General features: G+C 70.4%; 16 protein-coding genes. 4 read left to right on the top strand and 12 right to left on the bottom strand.

Translation table 11 applies throughout. The features are described 5' to 3' along the window. Positions 1-8: 8 nt before the first annotated feature. Positions 9-614, bottom strand: a complete 606-nt coding sequence (locus ACZ5UM_RS00740) for an ATP-binding cassette domain-containing protein (protein WP_464846219.1) — start codon at positions 612-614, stop codon at positions 9-11. Then, the gene (locus tag ACZ5UM_RS00735; protein ID WP_464846216.1) at positions 556-1,512 is read right to left on the bottom strand and encodes an ArsR/SmtB family transcription factor; all 957 of its coding nucleotides are present in this window, start codon (positions 1,510-1,512) and stop codon (positions 556-558) included. Before ACZ5UM_RS00735 ends, ACZ5UM_RS00740 begins: the two co-directional genes overlap by 59 nt. A gap of 224 nt (positions 1,513-1,736) precedes the next feature. Between ACZ5UM_RS00735 and ACZ5UM_RS00730 the strand changes: the two genes are divergently transcribed. Both ACZ5UM_RS00730 and ACZ5UM_RS00725 read left to right on the top strand, forming a co-directional pair. Then, positions 1,737-2,639, top strand: a complete 903-nt coding sequence (locus ACZ5UM_RS00730; protein WP_011196731.1) for an ABC transporter ATP-binding protein — start codon at positions 1,737-1,739, stop codon at positions 2,637-2,639. Then, on the top strand, positions 2,632-3,855 hold the full coding sequence (locus ACZ5UM_RS00725) for an ABC transporter permease (protein WP_464846213.1): 1,224 nt from the start codon (positions 2,632-2,634) through the stop codon (positions 3,853-3,855). The genes ACZ5UM_RS00730 and ACZ5UM_RS00725 overlap by 8 nt, the downstream gene beginning before the upstream one ends. Positions 3,856-3,900: 45 nt before the next feature. Here the strand turns inward: ACZ5UM_RS00725 and ACZ5UM_RS00720 are convergent, their stop codons facing one another. The 7 genes from ACZ5UM_RS00720 to ACZ5UM_RS00690 all read right to left on the bottom strand — a co-directional run bounded on the left by ACZ5UM_RS00720 (position 3,901) and on the right by ACZ5UM_RS00690 (position 11,228). Further along, positions 3,901-4,563: a response regulator gene (locus tag ACZ5UM_RS00720; RefSeq protein ID WP_464846211.1), complete on the bottom strand. Its 663-nt coding sequence runs from the start codon at positions 4,561-4,563 to the stop codon at positions 3,901-3,903. After that, positions 4,532-6,094: a PAS domain-containing sensor histidine kinase gene (locus ACZ5UM_RS00715; RefSeq protein WP_464846208.1), complete on the bottom strand. Its 1,563-nt coding sequence runs from the start codon at positions 6,092-6,094 to the stop codon at positions 4,532-4,534. The genes ACZ5UM_RS00720 and ACZ5UM_RS00715 overlap by 32 nt, the downstream gene beginning before the upstream one ends. Positions 6,095-6,240: 146 nt before the next feature. Further along, a complete protein-coding gene (locus tag ACZ5UM_RS00710) occupies positions 6,241-7,095 on the bottom strand; it encodes a DmsC/YnfH family molybdoenzyme membrane anchor subunit (protein WP_464846206.1) in 855 nt (284 codons plus the stop codon). 1 nt (position 7,096) lies between these two features. After that, a complete protein-coding gene (locus ACZ5UM_RS00705; protein WP_464846204.1) occupies positions 7,097-7,660 on the bottom strand; it encodes a 4Fe-4S dicluster domain-containing protein in 564 nt (187 codons plus the stop codon). Between the two features lie 15 nt (positions 7,661-7,675). Next, a complete protein-coding gene (locus ACZ5UM_RS00700; RefSeq protein WP_464846203.1) occupies positions 7,676-9,880 on the bottom strand; it encodes a molybdopterin-containing oxidoreductase family protein in 2,205 nt (734 codons plus the stop codon). After that, positions 9,877-10,497 carry a TorD/DmsD family molecular chaperone gene (locus ACZ5UM_RS00695; RefSeq protein ID WP_464846202.1) on the bottom strand — a complete coding sequence of 207 codons (621 nt, stop codon included), beginning with the start codon at positions 10,495-10,497 and terminating at the stop codon, positions 9,877-9,879. Before ACZ5UM_RS00695 ends, ACZ5UM_RS00700 begins: the two co-directional genes overlap by 4 nt. Continuing rightward, positions 10,494-11,228, bottom strand: coding sequence for an ATP-binding protein (locus ACZ5UM_RS00690; RefSeq protein ID WP_464848249.1), 735 nt, complete (start codon positions 11,226-11,228; stop codon positions 10,494-10,496). The genes ACZ5UM_RS00695 and ACZ5UM_RS00690 overlap by 4 nt, the downstream gene beginning before the upstream one ends. Before the next feature lie 87 nt (positions 11,229-11,315). Between ACZ5UM_RS00690 and ACZ5UM_RS00685 the strand changes: the two genes are divergently transcribed. Continuing rightward, positions 11,316-11,948, top strand: a complete 633-nt coding sequence (locus ACZ5UM_RS00685; RefSeq protein WP_464846200.1) for a hypothetical protein — start codon at positions 11,316-11,318, stop codon at positions 11,946-11,948. Positions 11,949-12,064: 116 nt separating this feature from the next. Then, on the top strand, positions 12,065-12,748 hold the full coding sequence (locus tag ACZ5UM_RS00680; protein ID WP_011196729.1) for an SIMPL domain-containing protein: 684 nt from the start codon (positions 12,065-12,067) through the stop codon (positions 12,746-12,748). A gap of 30 nt (positions 12,749-12,778) precedes the next feature. On the opposite strand, the gene ACZ5UM_RS00675 is transcribed toward ACZ5UM_RS00680, so the two are convergent. The 3 genes from ACZ5UM_RS00675 to ACZ5UM_RS00665 form a co-directional block, all read right to left on the bottom strand. Continuing rightward, complete coding sequence (locus ACZ5UM_RS00675; RefSeq protein WP_464846195.1) at positions 12,779-13,759, bottom strand: GNAT family N-acetyltransferase; 981 nt, start codon at positions 13,757-13,759, stop codon at positions 12,779-12,781. A gap of 63 nt (positions 13,760-13,822) precedes the next feature. Continuing rightward, complete coding sequence (locus tag ACZ5UM_RS00670) at positions 13,823-15,283, bottom strand: nicotinate phosphoribosyltransferase (RefSeq protein WP_464846193.1); 1,461 nt, start codon at positions 15,281-15,283, stop codon at positions 13,823-13,825. 101 nt (positions 15,284-15,384) lie between these two features. Then, on the bottom strand, positions 15,385-16,260 hold the full coding sequence (locus tag ACZ5UM_RS00665) for a LysR family transcriptional regulator (RefSeq protein WP_464846190.1): 876 nt from the start codon (positions 16,258-16,260) through the stop codon (positions 15,385-15,387). Positions 16,261-16,387 lie beyond the last annotated feature (127 nt).

Below are 16,387 nucleotides of genomic sequence, written 5' to 3'. Positions count from 1 at the left end.
CCCCCTGCCTACTGGGCGGCGCGCAGCCGGCGGAGGTGGGGCCGCCGGGGCTCCGCCGGCAGGTCGGCCAGACCCGGCGCCTCCCGGGCCACCGCCACCACGGTCATGCCGGCCAGGTGCTCCGCTTCCACCAGGCGCACGGCGCGCAGCGCCTCATCGCGCCCCATGTAGTAGAAGGGCTCCTCCCAGAGCAGGAGCCGGGGCTTCTGCATCAGGGCAACCGCCAGGTCGGCCAGGGCCCGGGTTCCGTGGGTCAGCGAGGCCACTTCCCGCTGCAGCACCTCTTCCAGCCCCAGGGCGCGGGTCACGCGGCGGAGCCGCTGCCGGTACACGTCCGGGCGCAGCCGGCAGAGGTGAGCCTGCCACCGGAAGGAGGCCTCCAGGGTGAACTCCCACCACAGGTCATGCCGCTCCCCGTGCACGTAGGCGACGCCGTCCGGCACAGCGGCTGTCCCGTCCCCGGAATGGCTGTCTCCGCCGGATCCGGTCCACGTCCGCAGGGCGGCCCGTCCCCCCTGTGCCAGGGTGAGGGCGGCCAGTTCAGCCAGGCGCCGGTCACTCGTCCAGGGATCGGTTGCGGTTCTGAAGCGCCAGATCACCGTCGACGCCGTCATCAGAATCCCTCCCGAGGTAGGCTTTGGCCTGTGCGGCCAGCTGGTCGATGCGCTCCGGATTCAGCTCGTACAGGATGAACTTGCCCTCCTGGCCGGCCCGCCCCACCAGCCCGGCCTCCACCAGGAGGCGCAGGTGGCGGGAGACGGTGGACTCGTTGAGGCCGAGGCGCTTTGCCATCTCCTGCGCCGGCAGCCGCTCCTGCGCGATGAGGCGCAGGAGCTTGAAGCGGGTGGCGTCGGCCAGGGCGGAAAAGCCCAGCAAGAGGCTCTCCGGCGCCTCCTCCGGCTGGCTGGCCGCGGGATGTTCCGGGTTGTAGAAGAAGATCTGCGTCCGGTCCAGGCGGTAGAACATCAGGCGGCGGGGGCTGAAAGCCGAGGGGACGAAGAGGATGCGGCTGAGGTCCCCCAGCGGCACCCGCATCCCCTTGCCCCAGTGGAGGATCAGGGCGTCGCCGTCCCCGGCCACCCCCACCCGGTCGGAGAAACGGGAGATGAAGGAGACGGGATCGATCTGGGCCAGCAGCGCCGCCTCCCGCTGAATGGACTCCGTGAGCAGCCCCACCCGGGCGCCGATCTCCGGCGAGATGGCCTCCCAGTACGCCAGCAGGTCGGCGGCGAGCTCCGGCTGCCGGTCCGCCAGGCCGCGCAGGGCGTCGGGGGTGGGCAGCGGCGCCGACTCCTCCAGCTCCAGGGCCAGGGCGAAGAGGTCGGTCCGCTGGGCGTGCCCGTGCAGCCGCTCCAGCAGGCCCGGCGGCAGCCGCTCCAGCACCCGCTGCTCCCAGGGGGCGGCGGTGCCGAAGCGCTCGGGGTTCTGGATCACCAGCAGGGAAAGCGCCAGGTCGAGCAGCGGCGAGTACCGGAACTGGATGAGCTGCCTCAGCCGGTCGTGGTCGGTCAAGCGGACCTCACTCCTTACACTTGCGTGTACACGCAACTCAAATGTACCATTGCTTGCATCCAGAGTCAAGTGTGTGAACGCCGGCACGGCCTTGGGCGCGTCGGACGCGGCGAAAGAGTGGGCACCCTGGCTCCCGGGGAACCGAACCGGGATGGGCAGTGAACGGATTTGCAGTCAAAGGCGTCTAGAAAGTGTTAGGAACTTGCGCACGACGGAGGGATAATGTGACGCTGCAGGTGCTGGACGTATACAAGGCCTTCGGCCCCGTCAGAGCGGTGCAGGGCGTCAGCTTCACCGTGCCGGCCGGGCGGGTGTGCGGTCTGCTGGGCTCCAACGGCGCCGGAAAGACGACCACGATGCGCATGATCATGCGCATCTTCCTGCCGGACCGGGGCGAGATTCAGTGGAAGGGCCGGCCGGTGACCGACGCCATCCGCTCCACGTTCGGCTACCTGCCGGAGGAGCGGGGGCTCTACCCCAAGATGCAGGTCAGGGAGCAGCTCATCTACCTGACGCAGCTGAAGGGCCTGTCGCACGCCGAGGCGGCGCGGCAGGTGGACCGCTGGATCGAGCGGCTGGAGCTGGGCGAGTACGCCCTGCGGAGAGTGGAGCAGCTCTCCAAGGGCAACCAGCAGAAGGTGCAGTTCGCGGCGGCCGCCGCCAGCCGGCCGGAGCTGTGCATCCTCGACGAGCCGTTTACGGGGCTGGACCCGATGAACACCCTCGTGATGGAGCAGGCCTTCCGCACGCTGGCCCGGGAGGGGACGACCATCCTCTTCTCGTCCCACAACATGGACCAGGTGGAGGCCCTCTGTGACGATGTGGTCCTGCTCCACCGCTCGCGGGTGGTGCTCGCCGGCACCCTGCGGGAGGTGAAGCGGGCCGCCCGCCGCCAGACCGTGCGGCTCCGGGTGGATTCGGGCGACTACAGCTTCCTGCGGGAGTTCCCCGGCATCCGCACCCAGTCCGCCGCCGGCGGGGCCGTTGAAGTGGCCGTTCCCGATACGCTGGATCCGAACCAGCTGCTGGCCCGGGCGATGTCCGCCGGCACGGTGACGGAGTACTCCCTGGGCGAGCCGTCGCTGCGGGAAATCTACATCGAGAAGGTGGGTGGGGCCGATGCGTAACCTGTGGCTGGTCACACGGCGCGAGTTCACGAGCCGCATCAAGTCCGGCGCCTTCATCGCCTCCACCCTGATCATGATGATCGTCGTGTTCGCGGCCACGGCGATCCCCCTCCTCATGGGCGGATCCAGCGCGCCGCTGTCGGTGGTCGTCCTGGACCGCACCGGGCAGCTGCTGGCCCCCCTGCAGCAGGCGGTGGCCGCCATGGAAGGCGGACGGGAAGTGGTGCTCACGCCCGGTGAGGGCGACGAGCGGACCCTGATGGCCGAGGCCCGCGCGCAGGGTTCCGTGCTGCTGATCCTCGACGGGACCTACCCGGACGCCGTGCACGCCCGGCTGCTCTACAACAGCATGGGCGACCTGTCGGACTCGTACCTGGTCACCGATCCCCTCGTGCAGCTGGTCCGGGCCGCACGGCTTGAGCAGCGGGGCCTGCCCCAGGAGCTGGCCCAGGAGGTGCTGCAGCCGCTTACCCTGGAGACCCTGCAGCTCCGGTCGGCAGAGGAGGGCGCGTCGGACCAGTTCCTGGGGACGCTGTTCCTGGCCTTGGGGGCGATCATGTCGGTCTACATGATCAGCATGATGAACAGCCAGTTCGTCTTCCAGGGCGTGTTGGAGGAGAAGGTCTCGCGGGTGGTGGAGGTGATGGCGGCCGCCGTCAGGCCCTCCGAGATGATGCTGGGCAAGATCCTCGGCCTGGGCCTGCTGGGCATCCTCCAGTACATCGGCATGATGGCCGCCTGGCTGGCCGGGAGCGCCCTCACCATGCGGGCGATCGGCGCATCGATGGCCGCCCTCACCCCCGGCGTCGCGCTGCTCATCGCGGCCTTCGTGGTGCTTTCCTACGCCATGAACGCTTCGGTGCTGGCGGCCCTGGGCGCCACCGTCAGCCGCATGGAGGACAGCCAGACCATGGTTTCGCCGGTGCTGATCCTCATGATGCTGCCGATGTTCCTCCTCACCCCGGTGATGAACGACCCCAACGGCACCCTGGCGACGGCGCTCTCCTTCGTCCCGCTCTGGACGCCCATCGTCATGCTGATGCGGGTCATGATGGCCGATGTGCCCGCGGTGCAGGTGGCCGTCTCCCTGGCGCTGCTGGCGGCCACCACCGCGCTGCTCTGGTGGGCCAGCGGCCGGATCTACCGGGCCGCGCTGCTCAGCTTCGGCGCCCGGCCCACCCTGAAGCAGCTCTGGCAATATTTGAGGGCGGGGTAACCCCGCCCGGTTGGCGGACCCCGCCCTGCATCGGATCGCGCCCCGTCAGGGGCGGATCAGCCCTTCCCGCACGGCCCAGGCCACGGCCTGGGCCCTGTTCTGTACCTGCAGCTTGGCCAGGATCGACTTCAGGTGGTGCTTGACCGTGTTCTCCGAGATGAACAGGGTCTCGGCGATCTCCCGGTTGGTGGCACCGGCGGCGCAGAGCTCCAGCACCTCCAGTTCGCGGGCGGAGAGGCGCGGCCCCTCTTCCGCCGCGGCGGGGGCGGCCGCGTGCTCCTGCCCCGGCCGGAGCTGGGCCAGGATCTTCGTTGCCATGGCCCCTGCGATGGGGGCCTCTCCCCGGGCGGCCCCGCGCACGCTGCTGAAGAGCGCCTCGGGCTCCAGGTCCTTCAGCAGGTAGCCCTGTGCGCCGCTGCGCAGGGCGGCCATCAGGTCCTCCCCGTCGTCGGAGTAAGTCAGCACGACGATGGCGGCCTCCGGCAGCCGCTGCCGGAGGCGGGGGATGGCCTCCAGGCCCCCGCAGCGGGGCATCTCCAGGTCCAGCAGGATGACGTCAGGCTTCAGCTCGACCGCCAGCGCCTCCGCCTCCAGCCCGTCTGCCGCCTCGCCGACCACGGCGATGTCCGGCTGCGTCGCCAGCAGCCGGGCGATCCCTTTTCGCACCAGGGTGTGGTCATCGGCCAGGAGCACCTTGATCTGTGACACGGTCGTTCCCTCCTTCTGCCACCGGAACGGAAAGCCGCACCGTCGTGCCCCGCCCCAGCTCCGAGGCGATCTCCAGCCGGCCCTGCACCGACTCCATCCGCTCCCGCATGATGCTGAGGCCGAAGTGGAACTGCTCCGGCCCGGGGGTCTTCGCCAGTTCGAACCCGCAGCCGTCGTCGGAAATGGCCAGCACCAGGGCGGGGCCGTCCCGCCAGGCGGCAAAGGAGACGGTGCGGGCCCCGGAGTGGTTCCGAACGTTGTTCAGGGCCTCCTGAATCACACGGGTGAGCTGCCGCTCCACCCGGTCCGGCAGGTGGGCCGGCACCGCCTCGCGCCCGGTCATCTCCACCCGAATCCCGGTCTGCTTCTGGAACAGGCGCAGGTGCTCGGCCCAGCGCTCCCACAGCGGCGCCAGCGGCGGGCCGCTCTGCTTCAGCTGGAAGATCGACCGGCGCACCTCCTCGTGCGCCTCCTTCAGCACGGCCCGCAGGTCGGCGATCTCGGCCAGGAGCTCCTCGGTCTGGCCCGCCCGCGCCATGCCCTCCATGAGGTGCAGCCGCATGCCGAAGAGGGTGAGGGTCTGGCCGAAGGAGTCGTGCATCTCGCGGGCCAGCCGCTGCCGCTCCTCCAGCGCCGCCAGGTGCTGCATGCGGGCCAGCAGGTCGCTGTTCTCCACCGCGATGGAGAGGTGGCTCGCCAGGTTGGAAAGCAGCATCAGGTCTTCATCGCTCATGCGCACCCGCCGGCGGTGGCCCACGAAGAGCACCCCGTACTGCCGGTCGTGCACCCGCATGGGCACCGCCAGGGCGGCCTGGAGGCCCAGCCGGCCGGCCGCGGCGGAGGCTATCGGATTCACTGCCAGGTCCGCCCGGATGTCCTGGGTGACGTAGGGGCGCCCCGCGGCCAGCAGCCGCCCGATGACGCTGCCGGCCAGGGGGAGCGGCGGCAGCTGTCGGGCGCCCGGGCCCACCCGCACCTGCCAGGTCAGCTCCAGGGTCCCCTCGTGGAGCGTGCCCCAGCCGGCCACGTCCGCCTCCATCACGTTCCGGGCCTTCTCCAGCAGCCGCTCCAGGTTGCGGTCCAGGTCCACCACCGAGGCCAGCTCCCGCCCCACCTGGTAGAGCGACTCCACCTGACGCCGCCGCCGGGCCAGCTCCTGCTCCAGCCGGGTCCGCTCGCTCACGTCCCAGAACAACAGGTAGAACTCGTTGGGCGAGAGCGCGGTTACGGAGACCGCCACCGCCACCTCGCGGCCGCTTTGGGTGCAGAGCGTCATGCGGCACACCTGGCCGGGGTCTTCGCGGGCCACCAGCCCCAGGCAGTGGGAGAAACAGACCGGCCGGCCCGCCGGGTCACGGCTGAACAGGTCGGAGCAGACCTTCCCCTCCAGGTCGTCTGCCGCGTACTCGGTGAGGCGGCACGCCGCGGGGTTGGCCCGCAGGATCCGACAACCCTCGCCCACCAGCACCATGCCCACGGCGGTGGTGGAGAAGAACCGCTCCATGCGCTGCTGCTGGCTGCGTACGTCCATGGCCTCAGCCTCCCGCTGTGAAACCCGTCTGCCTGTAACGATGACATACTCCTTCATGACCAGACAATCGCACGAATTAGCTAAGAACAGACAGAAATGGCGGCAGGGAGGGCGGCTGAGCCGCCCTCCCCTGCGGTTGGGAAGGATCAGAGACCGGTGTTCACGCCCGTGAACACGGAGCTGGCGAAGAACAGCAGCCGGCCGATGAACTCGCCTGCGACCAGGAGGCCCATCGGCGCCAGCAGAACCAGCCGCTCCAGCCGGGGGCGCCAGGCCAGCCAGAGGAGGAGGGCCGCGGGGAGGGCGAACCCCAGGAGCAGCCGGGCCAGGTGCCAGGCAGAACCGGTCAGGATCGCCGCCTGGGCGCGGGCCTCAGGGACGCCGGCAGCGGCGGCGCCGGTGTAGGCGAAGGTGAGGAAGGCGGTGAGCAGGATCGCCCCGATGGTGAAGAGCGCCAGGTCCACCTGCCAGGAGGGGGCCAGGGCGCGTCCGCTCTCCGAGAGGCAGAGCAGTGCGAGCAGCGCTGCGCCGCCGGTGGCCAGGGTGGTGGCCAGGAAGAGCAGGACCGGGAAGCCGCCTGTGTTGGCCGGTAGCGAGGGCAGCACGTAGATCATGCCGGAGGCGACGACCGCCGCGAGCCCCACCAGGCTAAGCAGGCCCAGGGCCCAGCGAGGGGCGGTTCCGGTGCGGGACCGGAGCCAGAGCAGCAGCGCGCCCAGCAGGAAGAGGCCGGTCAGGAGCACCTCCCAGCTCAGCCACGAGGTGGGCAGGCCGCCCAGGGCCCGGAAGGCGTACTGGGGGTGGCCCAGGTGGGTGAGCGAGAGGAGCATGGCCGCTGCGGTGGCGACCCAGGCGGCGAGCAGCACCGGGCGCCCCAGCCGCCCGTAGGCGTCGGGCTGGTGTCGGGCGGAGGGGGCGAACCCGAAGAGCGTGTACAGCACGACCAGCCCGACCGCCGTTTCCGAGAGAACCGTGAACAGGCTCAGCGAGGTCCACTCCATGCTAGAACTCCCTCCTGTACTGACGGCCGGCGACCGGCGGGGTGAAGCGGATGGACGGGTTGGTGATGTCGCTGTCGGGGAAGCCGGGCACCGAGCGCACGGCCCGGGGGTCGTCGAAGGCGCCGAGGTCGATGAGCTTCAGGGCGGACATGGGGCAGGCGGCGACACAGGCGGGCGGGAGCCCGGCGTCCAGCCGGTCCTTGCAGAGCTCGCACTTGGAAGCCTTGCGCGCCTTGGGCGAGTAGCGGGCGGCGCCGTAGGGGCAGGCCATTGTGCAGAGCCGGCAGCCAATGCAGCGGTCGCGGTCCTGCACCACGATGCCGTCCTCCCGCTTGGTGTAGGCCCCCACAGGGCAGACCCGTGCGCACTCGGGGTTCTCGCAATGGTTGCAGGCGACGGAGAGGAAGTTGCGCTCCGGCTGGGCGGGGTCCTCGCGGAAGGGGTAGACCCGGCGCCAGTTGACCTCCGCCTCCAGTTCGTGTTCGTTCTTGCAGGCCATCTGGCAGGCCTTGCAGCCGATGCAGAGGTCCATGTTGTGGTGGAAGCCAAGCTGCTTCTGGGGCACGGGGTGTTCCCTCCTTTATACCCGCTCGATCTCGACGAAGTTGTCGTGGAAGGCGATGCCGTCGTTGCCCTCCATCACCTTGCCCATGTCGGCCGGGATCGGGTGGACGGTGTTGTTGACGTTGAAGGAAGAATCCTTGAACCAGGCCTCGTAGGTGACCACCGTGTCTGGCGGCACGGTCCGGGTGATGCGGGCCTTCACCCGGAACTCGCCCAGGTCGTTGTACACCCGCACCATGTCGCCGTCCCTGATGCCCCGCTGCTCCGCCAGCCGGGGGTGAATCTCCAGGAGCGGTTCGGGGTTGGTCTGCATCATGTAGTCCAGGTTCTGGAACTGGCTGTGCAGCGAGTGCTGCGCGTGCGGGGTGAGCAGCCGGATGGGATAGCCGGGCGGCGGCTGCATCTCGGGCACATAGGTGGGCATGGGGGGAAGGCCGTTGGCCGCAGCCTGGTCTGACCAGATCTCGAACTTGCCGGAGGGGGTGGCAAACTTCCGGTCCTCCCAGATGGCGGCCGGCAGCTGGGCCTTGTAGGGCCGCTCCTTCAGCTGGCGCCAGTCGGTGAGGCCGAAGAGCTTGTACAGCTCGTCGTTGAACTCCAGCCCGACCCACTCCTCCTCGTCGCCCTCGGTGGGGAAGGTGCAGGAGCCGGGGGAGAGCTCGTTCAGCTTCTTGGAAAGGGCCCAGGCGATCTGCAGGTCGGACTTCGCCTCGAACAGCGGCTCGATGGCTTTCTCGTTGATGGAGATCCAGCGGTGGAAGTAGGAGACGTTCACGTCCCAGTTCTCGAAGTGGGTGGTGACCGGCAGCACGATGTCGGCCATCTCCGCGGAGTGGTTCATGAACTGGTCGGCGACCACCACCAGCTCCATCGAGTTAAAGGCCCGGCGGATGTCGTTGGCGTCGGGGTCCTGGGAGCCCGGGTTGCGGCAGGCGATCCAGAGCATCTTGACCGGGGGATCGTCCAGGGCCTGAATTTCCGCCGCGAAGTTGTTCATGTTGACGGTCCGGTTGGTGTAGCCGCCGTTGCCGTCGGGCACGCCCACCGAGCCGGGGGGCGGACCGTAGGACTGCACGTGGTAGTTGAAGCCCCAGGTGGACAGGTGGCCGTAGAGGATGCCGCCGCCCACGGTGCCGATCTGGCCGGTGATGGCCCCCAGGGCGTCGATCGCCCGCACGTTCTGGCCGCCGTTGGTGTGCCGCTGCATGCCGTAGCCGATCCAGATCATCGACGGCCGGGTGGTGGCGTAGCCGCTGGCCAGCTCGACGATGGCCTCAACCGGCACGCCGGTCACCTGCGAGGCCCACTCCAGGGTGACCTCCTTCTTCAGGTAGGCCTCGAACTCGGGCCAGCCCTTGACGTACTTGTTCAGGTACTCCACGTCGTGCAGGTTGTTGTCGACGATCCACCGGGCCATGCCCAGGGCCAGCGCACCGTCGGTGGAGGGCTTGATCTGGATGTAGAGGTCAGCCTGGGAGGCGGTGGCGGTGTGGATCGGGTCGATGACGACGATCTTGGCGCCGTTCTCCTTCGCCTGGCGGATGAAGTCCATCATGTGGACGGCGTTCCAGGCGGGGTTGCCGCCCCAGATGATGACGTACTTGGACTGGGCCATGGTCTCCGGGTCGTCCATGACGAAGGCGCCGAAGTCGTAGAAGGTGGCGTCGATGCCCGCAGGCCAGCAGGGCGAGCCCAGCGCGCGGGTGGTGTAGCCGATGGACTGGAACATCCCCTCCACCGCGTAGTGGAGGATGCCGAAGTTGCCGGAGTACTTGTTGAGGGCGATCGGAAGGGTGGAGCCGTAGCGCTCCTTCAGCTCCAGGATCTTCTCGGCGATGATGGTGAGCGCTTCGTCCCATGAGATGCGGCGCCAGTTGCCCGAGCCCCGCGGTTCCTGGATCATCGGGTACTTGATGCGGTCGGGCGAGTAGGTGCGGTTGACGTAGGTGTAGCCTTTTACGCACAGCCGGCCCTGGGTGTAGCCGTGGAGCGGGTCGCCGTCCACCTTGCGGAGCACGCCGTTCTGCACGGTGGCGATCTGCCCGCACGTGTCGTAGCAGTTGCGCGGGCAGGCGGTGCGGAAGGTGGTGACCTCCGACCGGGCTGCGGCGCCGGTGCCGGCGCCGGTGATGCTGGCAGGCTCTGCGGCACAGCCGCTGAGGGCGGCCGCGGCGCCGGCTAGAGTCCCTGCCTTCAGCAGGGTGCGGCGGGAGAGCTTCATGCCGTACACTCCTCCTTCGTGTGGATAGCCGGGTTGAGGCGGCGTTCCTCCAAGGTGATGACCGCATGGGTGAGGGCGGCCAGGGTGCGGTAGAAGGGGGAACGGGAACCCGCCTGAATGCGGCGGCAGAACTCGGGCACCCAACGGGCGAGGTGCTCCGCCAGGAACCGGCGCTGGGCCTCGGCCGGCCCGGGGCCCGCGTCCGGCGCCAGGCTGCGGGCCTGCAGGCGGGCGTAGAACTCCAGCTCGAAGGCGATGTGGTCGTCCGGCTCGTTCAGACCCGGGGGCAGGGCCAGGCCGTGCTCCCGGTAGAAGGCGCGGACCGCCAGGGTCTCCGCCTGCATCAGGGCCCTTGCGGGGTTGCGGTAGGCCGACTCGTAGGGCGGGGCGACGAGGCGGCCCGGGCCCACGAAGAGCCGGTGGAACTCCGGGACGTCCCGCTCTGGCACCATGGGCGCCGGCCGGGGCAGCTCGCAGCCGAGCCCCGCGCCGTAGGCGGCGGCCACCTCCGTCAGCGCCTCCGCCAGCTCCGCCGTGGGCGGGGCGGCGTAGGCAACCTGCAGGAGCTGAAACAGGGCGAGGCGGACTTCCTCCGGGGAGACCTGCTCCTGGGTCACGGGCGCATCACCTCCGTCGTTCCGGGGGAAATGCGGCGCATGGCGCACGAGAGGCAGAGGGTGTGGGCGGGTGTGCCGCCCGGCGTGCCGCTGGATGCAGCGCCGGGTGCGCCGTGCGGCGTGCTGGGCGGGGTGGCGGGCGCATGGCTGGGTGCAGCGTGCGGCTCTCCGGCGGGGAGCACGACCAACACCTCCGCGCCGCAGGCCGTGCAGCGTGTGGGACGGGGCGAGCCCAGGGGGACGGGATCGGCGCGCAGAAGGTGCGAGATGGGCCGGGGCTCGCCGAGGGAGAGGGCCCGAACCGGGCATACCTGCGTGCAGAGCCCGCAGGTATGGCATTGCTGCGGAGCGAGGGAGAGGCCGCCTTCGTCCAGGCTCAGGGCGCCGTTGGGGCAGAGGCGGGCGCACACGCCGCAGCGATGGCAGGGGCCGGTGAGGTGGAGGGCGGCGTCATCCCAGACCACGTCGTCCTGGGGGGTTCGGCTCGGTAGCGTCAGCCGCTGCAGGGCCCACAGGAGGATTTCCCGCCTGCGCGAGGGGCTGTGAGCGAATGGATCGGGCCCCTCGTTCCGGGGGGCAGCCGGAAGGGCCTGCCGCAACAGGCCCAGGGCGGAGAGGAGGAAGGCCCTCCGTTCGGCGTGCACCGGCGGGTCGAGCCGGCGTTGGGCTGTCCTGGTTCTTGCTGCGGCCGCCGGCACGGGCTTGTGTTCCGCGGGATGTTGCAGGCGCATGTCGCACTGGGTGCCCACGTGGTCCAGTACGGTTTGCACCTTTGTGACCGCCCTGCGGAGCCGGTCCATGCCGGCGGCCCGGTCGCAGTGCGGGCACGTGGCGGGCTGGAGCAACCGGACCTCTGCGAACCCGCAGGCCGCCGCCGCCAGGAGCAGCTCCGGGGTCAGGCGGCCGAGACAGGTCAACTGGAGATGGGCGGCACGGTCTGCGCCCGCCCGGCTGTGGGGGGAGCCAGCCTGGCCCTGTGCAGCGCCATCCTGTCCACGTGGGGCGGCAGCCTGCCCGTGTCCGGCGCAGGTCAGCTGCAGGCACGTAGCTGTACGGGCGAGGCGGGCGAACCGCTGAAGCAGTTCCGGGTCCGAGGGGTCATCCAGCCGGAGGGCATCGGCCTGGCAGACCGCCGTGCAGAGGCCGCAGCCGGAACATTCCCGGACGGCCGGTACCCGCCCCAGGGAGATCGCGCGCTCCGGGCAGACGTCGGCGCAGGCTGTGCAGCGCACCCGGGGCGAGCGGCAGGGCAGGCAGCGGCGGGCATCGATGTGGACGGCCCGTATCTCCGACAGGGCATCAGCCACCTGCTCCAGGGTGATCATCGACCGTTCACCCCTCCCGCTTTGTGTCTGCATCCACAATACCGGAACCTTCCGGGCGACGAAATTACCCGATCGGGCGGATTTGCCCCGGCGGCCGCGGCGCCGCCGAGCTACCCGATCGGGTGACGGCATGGACCCTTCGTCTATCGTACGATTGGCTCGAAGCGGCGGTGGGCCACCTACCGCGGCTCGTGGCGCGATAAACTGTTGGTACAGACGCGCGCGGGAAGGAGGAGCGCACGATGGGCACGTTCATGGGTTACCCCGCGGGCTTCGCCGCCGGGCCGGTGGAACCGCCGACGCTCCAGGTGACGGGGGTGGGGGAGGCCGGGGCGGCGCCGGACACCGCACGCCTCACCCTGGGCTTCACGGCGCGGGCGCCGCAGGCCGCGGCAGCCTACGAGCAGACTGCGGCCGCGCTGAACCGGGTGGTGCAGGCCCTGATGCAGGCGGGACTCGCCGCCGATCAGATGCAGACGCAGGAGGTTGCGCTGAACCCAGTGTTCGACCGGCCCCGGGATGGCGGCGAAACCCGGCTCACCGGTTACGAGGCGACGGCGACCCTCGCCGTCACCTTGCGGGATCTGGCCCGGGTGGGGGCGATCATCGACCTGGCGGTCTCCGCCGGCGCCAACCGGGTCGACGGGGTGCAGTTCACGGTGCGCGAGCGGGAGCGGGCGGAGGCGGCGGCTCTGACGCAGGCGGTGCAGGATGCGCAGCGGCAGGCGGCAGTCCTGGCCCGGGCCCTGGGGGTGGCCCTGGGGCCGGTGCGGGAGGTGAGCACGGAGGCGGCGCCGGGGCCATCGCCGTATCTCGCCCGCTCGGCCGCAGAGGGGATACCCGTGCTGCCCGGCCGGCTGGCGGTGGTGCGCACCGTGCGGCTGGCGTACCAGATCCACCCGTCGGTCACGGCCCGGGCGCGGTGAGGCCGGGGATGGTGCCCCGGGCGAAGGGGCCTACCCCCCGCCGCCCGCGGGCATCGTCGCCCGCACGTACCACATCCAGGGCCGGAAGCCTGCGATGCCGTAGAAGCGCACCAGCTGCGTCCAGTCGATCACGGCGCTCCGCACCCCCCGGTCCCGCAGCTCGGCCAGGGAGGCGGAGAGCAGGGCGAGGCCGGTGCCGCGGCCCCGGGCCTCCGGCGCCACCCCGATGGGCCCCAGGCTGCCGTGGGGGCCCTGAAAGCGCGGCGCCCAGTAGATCCCCGGCGAGAAGTGCCGGGACCAGGGCCCGGCGATGCGGGCGAATCCCACGATGGCGCTGTTTTCCAGGGCCAGCATCACGTCCTCCCGCAGCCCGCCGCCGGCCAGATGCCGCTCCAGTTCCCACGCCCAGCGGCCGGGGAAGGCCCGGCGCATGAAGGCGAGAGCGGCCTCCTCCTCGCCCGGGGCCATAGGCCGGTAGATGATGCCCGGTTCCCGGGCGAACGCTCGCCGGGCCGCCTCGGGGTGCTCGTATGTGGCCATTTCGGTGTTCACCAGGTCGCATTCCAGGGCGCCCAGTTGGGCCCCGCGCCGGGCGAACCAGTCCAGGGCCCGGCGGCAGTCCAGGGGGATGCCGGGGAAGAAGTGGCCGGGGTCCGACCCCAGGGCCACGGGCTCGGCGGCGTACCGCCCCAGGTGGGTGAGGGCGTCCCGGAGCAGGGCGCTGCCGACGCCTTTGCCCTGGAAGGCGGGATCCACGACCAGGGCGGAGATCCAGCCCTGCTGGTCCGCGGGCAAGGTGTGCATGGGGTGCTGCCGCCGCTTGACGGCCACCAGGGCCACCATGCGGCCCCCGGCGAGAATCGCCCGGCTGCCCTCCGGGTCGAAGCTGGGCTCGTTCCACAGGTTGGACGCCATCAACTCCGGGCGCATGGGGAACAGGTCCCCCAGCGTCCGGTTCCAGAGGTCCACGGCCTGGGGAAGCAGGTCGAGTGTGAGCGGTTGGTTCTGCATGGTCACCCTCCCAAGAAAAAAGTGTGCCCCCCGCGGCCGCTCGGGCTCCGGGGGGTTGCGATTTCAGTGTCTGGTTGAGCTTTCCAGCATCTGCATCTTCAGCTTCCACAGGGGCTCGGAGAGGTCCACCTTGTAGGCGGCCGGATTGGTGAGCCGCTGGATCTCCTCGTAGAACCGCTTCCGCTGGACCGCGACCCACTCCCGGGCCGCTGCGGTCACCTCGTGGGGCGACCGGTCGGGCAGAAGCGGCTTCCCGTCCTGGATGTAGGTGTGCAGCAGGTCCTCCACCTCGAAGTTGCGCAGCAGGGTCCGCTTCCAGGTATGGACCGGGTCGAAGATCAGGAAGGGCTCGTCGGGGTTGGGCAGCGGCTCGTCGGGCAGCATCAGCAGGTCGGCCAGGTAGTAGCCCGTGTCCCGGCTGCGGAACCGGATGAGCTGCTTCGGTCCGCCGGGATGCGTCACCTTCTCGGGGTTCTCCGAGACCTTGATCCGGGGCGACCAGACGCCGTTCTCCTCCACGGCGGACAGTTTGTACACGCCGCCCAGGGACGGCTGGTCGGCGGCGACGACCATGTTGGTGCCCACGCCCCACATGTCAATGGGCGCCTTCTGCAGCTTCAGGTCCCGGATCACGTACTCGTCCAGATCGCCGGAGGCGACGATCTTGGCGTCGCGGAAGCCGGCATCGTCCAGCATCTGGCGGCACTTCTTGGAGAGGTAGGCCAGGTCGCCGGAGTCGATGCGGATGGCGCCGATGCGGATGCCCATCTCGCGCGCGACGGCGATGGCGTTGGGCAGGCCCGACCGGAGGGAGTCGTAGGTGTCGACCAGGAAGGTCGGGTTGCGGCCCAGCTTCAGCTGCGACTGCGCCCAGAGCCGGAAGGCCTCCTTTTCGTCGCCGCCCAGCATGACCAGCGCGTGGGCGTGGGTGCCCCGGGCCGGGATTCCGAAGAGGCGGCCGGCCTCCAGGTTGGAGGTGGAAGCCACCCCGGCGATGTACGAGGCCCGGCTGTGGTAGATGGACGCGTCGCCGCCCTGGGCCCGGCGCAGGCCCATCTCGAGGATCGGGTCGCCCTGCGCAGCCTCGACCACCCGGAACGCCTTGGTGGCCACCAGGGTCTGCGGGTTGACGATGTTCAGGATGCGGGCCTCCACGTAAGTCAGCTCCTCGATGGGGCCCACCAGGGTGATGATCGGCTCGCCGGGGAAGACGAAGGTGCCCTCGGCGACGGCCCGCATGGTGCCGGTGAAGCGCAGGCCGCGCAGGTGCTCGACGAACTCCGGCTCGAAGCCCAGGGACCGGATGTACTCCAGGTCTTCGTCGGAGAGCTTCAGCTGCGCCAGGTACTCGGCCACCTGGTTGATGCCCACGGCCAGAGCCAGCCGGCCGCCGAAGGGGGCCTTGCGGAAGAAGACCTCCTTCACGACCCGGCGCCGGTGCTGGCCGGCCAGCCAGTAGGCGCGCATCATCTCGAGGGCGTACTCGTCTGCCAGCAGTCCTTCAGACGGTGTCGGGGAGCGCATGGATCCACCTGCTTTCCCGGGCTGTCGGCGGAGGTCAACAGCCGAAAATGTCTGTTACCAAACGAAAGCATAACGCACCGGGTCCCTGCCGTCAAAGCCGGTCAGCCGTCCCGGTAGTGCTGCTTCAACATATGGATAAAGGTCCGCACCTGCTCGGGGAGCACGCCCTCGGCCCGGACATAGGCGCGCACGGTGCGGCCGGGGCCCGGCCAGTCCTCCACCGGACGGGCGGCCAGCCGGCCGTCCCGCACCTCTCCCCGGACCGCCGAGGCCGGCAGGAGGGTGACGCCCATCTGCAGCATGACCGCCGTCTTGATCGTCTCCACGGTGGGGTGCTCCACCATGCGGCAGGAGACCCCGTGTTCCGCCAGGGCCTGCTCCACCTCGCCGCGCATGCCCGCGCCCGTCTGGAGCACCAGCAGGGTCCGGCCCTCCAGGTCCCGCAGCCGGCAGAGCGGTTCCGCCGCCGGATGGCTGACCAGCAGCATCGGGTCGGAGAACAGCTTGATCGCCTTGACCCCCGGGGCCGAGACGCGGGAGTGGAGGAAGGCGACGTCCACCTCGTACTCGAGGAGCTGGTTGAGCACGTCCCGGTTGTGCCCGGGGCGCAGGTCGACGGGAATGGAGGGGTACGCCTCACGGAAGGCGGTGATCACCGGGGGCAGGGTGTAGAGGGTGAGGATCAGCCCGGCGGCGATGCGGAGCCGGCCCGGGCCGGCTCCGGAAGCCTGGGCGGCCGCGTGGCGGCAGGCGGCCACGGCGGCCAGCGCGGCGCGGGCGTGGGGCAGCACGGCCTGTCCCGCCGGCGTGAGCTCCACGCCCCGGGGCGTCCGGTTCAGCAGCACCGCCCCGAGCTGGGCCTCCAGGGACTTGATCTGCCGCGTGATGGCGGGCTGCGAAAGGTGCAGCATCTCGGCCGCCTTGTTCAGGCTGCCGGTCTCGGCCGCGGCGCAGAAGCTTTCCAGCAGGTGCAGCAAGTCAGGGTCCCTCCCAGCGTTCGTGCACGTAATAGCTTCTGCATACGCCGGCCCAGTCCCTACCCGCGCGCCGGGCGCCTGCAGGGTGCACCCTGCAGGCGCCCGGGAGTTTCGGCCACGCCCCGCG

This window comes from Symbiobacterium ostreiconchae, assembly GCF_055396975.1.
This window is presented reverse-complemented; position numbering and strand designations above follow the sequence as displayed.

Excerpts from the sequence above, each read along its gene's own strand:
- ACZ5UM_RS00740 (WP_464846219.1), bottom strand. The coding sequence starts at position 614 with ATGACGGCGTCGACGGTGATCTGGCGCTTCAGAACCGCAACCGATCCC.
- ACZ5UM_RS00725 (WP_464846213.1), top strand. The coding sequence starts at position 2,632 with ATGCGTAACCTGTGGCTGGTCACACGGCGCGAGTTCACGAGCCGCATC.
- ACZ5UM_RS00715 (WP_464846208.1), bottom strand. The coding sequence starts at position 6,094 with ATGGACGTACGCAGCCAGCAGCAGCGCATGGAGCGGTTCTTCTCCACC.
- ACZ5UM_RS00710 (WP_464846206.1), bottom strand. The coding sequence starts at position 7,095 with ATGGAGTGGACCTCGCTGAGCCTGTTCACGGTTCTCTCGGAAACGGCG.
- ACZ5UM_RS00700 (WP_464846203.1), bottom strand. The coding sequence starts at position 9,880 with ATGAAGCTCTCCCGCCGCACCCTGCTGAAGGCAGGGACTCTAGCCGGC.
- ACZ5UM_RS00690 (WP_464848249.1), bottom strand. The coding sequence starts at position 11,228 with ATGCGCCTGCAACATCCCGCGGAACACAAGCCCGTGCCGGCGGCCGCA.
- ACZ5UM_RS00680 (WP_011196729.1), top strand. The coding sequence starts at position 12,065 with ATGGGCACGTTCATGGGTTACCCCGCGGGCTTCGCCGCCGGGCCGGTG.
- ACZ5UM_RS00675 (WP_464846195.1), bottom strand. The coding sequence starts at position 13,759 with ATGCAGAACCAACCGCTCACACTCGACCTGCTTCCCCAGGCCGTGGAC.
- ACZ5UM_RS00670 (WP_464846193.1), bottom strand. The coding sequence starts at position 15,283 with ATGCGCTCCCCGACACCGTCTGAAGGACTGCTGGCAGACGAGTACGCC.